The sequence below is a fragment of the Tenacibaculum sp. SG-28 genome (assembly GCF_002954385.1).
In the GTDB taxonomy this organism is placed as follows: Bacteria; Bacteroidota; Bacteroidia; order Flavobacteriales; family Flavobacteriaceae; genus Polaribacter.
In genome coordinates, this window is record NZ_MQVY01000003.1 from 10,118 (window position 1) to 13,697 (window position 3,580).

General features: G+C 32.6%; 5 protein-coding genes. All 5 read right to left on the reverse strand.

The window, feature by feature from the left end; all coding sequences use genetic code 11:
• Positions 1 to 16: 16 nt before the first annotated feature.
• Complete coding sequence (locus BSU00_RS08220) at positions 17 to 550, reverse strand: GNAT family N-acetyltransferase (RefSeq protein ID WP_105003957.1); 534 nt, start codon at positions 548 to 550, stop codon at positions 17 to 19.
• Between the two features lie 176 nt (positions 551 to 726).
• Entirely contained in the window at positions 727 to 1,341 is a 615-nt protein-coding gene (locus BSU00_RS08225) for an RDD family protein (protein WP_105003958.1), read from the reverse strand.
• 113 nt (positions 1,342 to 1,454) lie between these two features.
• Entirely contained in the window at positions 1,455 to 2,078 is a 624-nt protein-coding gene (locus BSU00_RS08230) for a hypothetical protein (RefSeq protein WP_105003959.1), read from the reverse strand.
• Between the two features lie 101 nt (positions 2,079 to 2,179).
• Positions 2,180 to 2,608, reverse strand: a complete 429-nt coding sequence (locus BSU00_RS08235; protein ID WP_105003960.1) for a DUF1801 domain-containing protein — start codon at positions 2,606 to 2,608, stop codon at positions 2,180 to 2,182.
• Positions 2,609 to 2,728: 120 nt separating this feature from the next.
• Complete coding sequence (locus BSU00_RS08240; protein WP_199176776.1) at positions 2,729 to 3,523, reverse strand: cation transporter; 795 nt, start codon at positions 3,521 to 3,523, stop codon at positions 2,729 to 2,731.
• Positions 3,524 to 3,580: the final 57 nt, after the last annotated feature.

The following is a 3,580-nucleotide window of genomic DNA, read 5'->3' on the forward strand; positions in this document are numbered from 1 at the left end:
TTGTGTAAAATGCGTTTTAATGCATTTTTAAACATTGTTGTAACCAGTTATTTTTCGTTAATTCATATCGCCTGTCAATACATTGGTCTGACTCATTAAAAAACTCTTTAACTCCAACCATAAACTTTTCCAAAATCTTTACTGAGTTTAGATTTCTAGTGTCAACATCTGCCGTTATTTTATCCATTTCAAGTTCCTCAAATCCGAACTTAATTAATCCTTTTGCTATTTCCGTTCCAAAGCCCTTTCGCCAGTACTTTTCTCTTAAACGGTAACCTATTTCATCCTCATTTTCATTGTTTTTTAAGAAAGCACAAAGCCCTATAAATTCATTTTTGGTTTTCACTTCAATTCCCCAGACTTTAGTATCAGTTAATGTTTGGTCTTTACCCACGAAGTTATTTAAATGCTTATCACTCTCTTTTCTTGACATAACTTGCCTTGGTATCAAACTCATTACATTTGGATTTCCCATCATATCGAAATAATCTTCAGAATCACCTTTAGTTAAATTCCTTATTAATAGTCTATCAGTCTCGAATATTCTCATTCAATTTTTAGAATTTTTCAATTGGTTACAACGTGTTTGTATATGGTTTGTTGCGTGTTTTAAGCAACTAATTTAGTAAATAATTACCGATCAAGAAAGTCTGCGAAGACTTTCGTAAGTAGGCGAAAACCAAGCAATAAATTATATACGGTGTTGGCAAATCGTTTTTTTTGTTTTCAAGGAATAATATAACTCAATCCGTAAAAATATACGATTCCGATTATTATAATTCCAATATAATTCATTTTCAGTTTTGTTCTTTTTAAGTCAGACCAAATCGTTTTTAATTTCTCTTTTTCTGATAAAACTACTTTCGTATTCGCCATAAAATCCCCAATTCTTCTTTCGGGATTAATAAATCCGATAATAACTTCTAATGGCCAAGCAACACACACTGTAAAATTCCTCACGAAACATTGTAATTCAGTCGCTGGCATTTCCGTTTTTCGGTCAACCACTTGATAGCCCATTATTCGTTTCGCAGGACTTTTGGCATTAAAAAAGTCTTTATTATAATATATGAAAATTATCAAAACCCAAACATAGAATATCATTCCATCATTTAATCGAAATCCAGATTTTTCTAAAACTATCCCAAATAGAATTGCAATCGGAATTATCAAAACACACATTAAAAAGTGGTCTAATAACATCGCAGAAACTCTATGAAATCGAGGACTTCGGTTTGCGATATTTTCAAACATTTCGATAGATATAATTCCGCTATTATTTTCTGTGCTTTTCGTCATTCTCAAATGTTTGCCAACGTGATTGTATAAGATTAGTTGCATGTTTTAAGTACCTAATTTAGCAAATACAAACCGAATAGAAAATCCGCGAGGTTTTTCGTAAGTAGGCTTGCACTAGCAATTAATTTTATACGGTGTTGGCACACGTATTTTATTTATTTTCCAGTTCTATAATCAGTATTTGAATAGTTAAAATCGGAAAAGTCTTTAAATAGTAAAATCCGCTTTTCTTTAGTCAAATAGTTTTTTATTATTTCATAATTTCCTTTCGGAAAACTAATTCGGTCTCCTTTTGTCAAATAAGTGTCGCCACCAAATTCGCACTCACATAATTTTCCACAAACAGCTGTTGCGTAAACGGTTACTTTTTCTTTGTAGCCATCTTTCCATTCTTTCTTGATTACTTGTATCTTCTCTCTGTTTTTCTTAACTAATTCACGTAATTCAGTCAGATAATCACTATAGCTTTCAGGAAAATTAAATTCCGTTCCCGTTGTCATTGTATATGGATAAGAAACCTCTCCTAAACAACAAGATTCTAATTGTTCACTACCGTAAAATTCGTGCAAGAAAAGAGAATAAATTTTCGGTTCTTTATATTCATCTACTTTTTCATATTTTTTTAATTCAGCAATCCAATAGTAAATAAAAGTTCCGTGAGCATCTTTATTTCTATCCATTTCAAAAGTTAGAATTACGAATTCTTTTTCAGTCAGATTTTGAGTAAATCCGCTGAACGAAATTAATAGTAGAAATATTAAAATTAGCTTATTTTTCAATTTGCAAATATGTTTCTTATATGTGTGCCAACGTTTAGTATATGAAGCGTAGTGACCGAATGGGAGCTATGATTTCATATACCTTGTTAGCCACTGGCATTTTATATTTCCAATGTTAAGTCATTTTTCACCTTATGATACATTAGTGTCGCTCTTATGCATTTTTTCAATTCTGTCACAGGAATTTCTTGGTCAAGTTGAAATATTATTGCTCTATTCTTTTCGTACTTAAATAAATCTCCAAAGACCAATTTAAATGTTTCTATCAATCTACTGGTGCATTTGAAATACATTTGATATTGAGTTGGGGTCTTTTCCTTCCAATCCATTCGCAATGTGCTTCCGTTTTTGTTCAGAAAACTTGGCTCACCCCATTTCAATACTTGTTCCAAGTTGGTAACTTCAGGTGTTTCTTTGGCGACTTCAATAATCAGTTCTCTTAAAAATTTCATCTGTTCACCGACAAAGTCAGGGTAAGATAAAATCTTAGCTTCAAATTCTGGACTTGTTGTCACATTCAATTCCCCCATTTTATTCTTGTTTATCTTCTGCTGTTTAGTTTGTTTTACTTGTGGCTAACGTCCCATGTATGGTGTCGTAGCATCCCGAAGGGTGCTATGCACTATACATATTGTTGTGGTTAGTGTTTTTCATTTACTTAATTTCAATATCCTAAAAGCTCCTTGAATTACCAAAGCGAATACAATAGTTCCGATTATCAAATCAGGTTTATTTGAACTCAACCAATTCACCGTAATTCCAGCGATTATTACACCTAGATTGATAATTACATCATTTGAAGTGAAAATCATGCTTGCTTTCATATGTGCTTCTTCTTTACTTTTTGACTTTTGTAAAATGTAAAGACAAATTCCATTTGCAATCAGTGCAAAAATCGAAACGATTATCATGGTTGAAAAATCAGGAAGTTTCTCGTCTCCAATAAACCTTCTTAAAACTTCTACAAATCCGATAATCGCAAGTGTGATTTGAAAATATCCTGCAAGCTTTGCAATCCGTTTTTTCTTTATCAGCGTTCCGCCAACTGCAAACAGACTAATTCCATAAACGAAGCTGTCTGCAAGCATATCCAAACTATCGGCAACAAGTCCCATAGATTTTGAAAACAGACCTGTTGTCATTTCGATTATGAAAAAAGCAAAATTGATTACAAGTACAGACCAAAGAAGCTTTTTTTGGTTCTCGTTTTCTTCAAAGTCCGTTTGATCGGTCTGTTCAGTCGATATTTTCTTTCCACCTAAATTCAGTTCGATAACAGACTTTTCAATTTGGTCGATTTCACCACTATGAAAAACGGTCAATTTTCGTTCTGGAATGTCAAAGTCCAAATTTGCAATACTTGAAATTCCGTCCAATTTCATTCGAATCAGATTTTCCTCTGACGGACAGTCCATTTTGGTGATTTCAAATATTGTTTTATTCACTCGATTATTTTGTTTTCTGCATTAACCACAACGGTTTGGCTAAGCTGCGTTTTAATG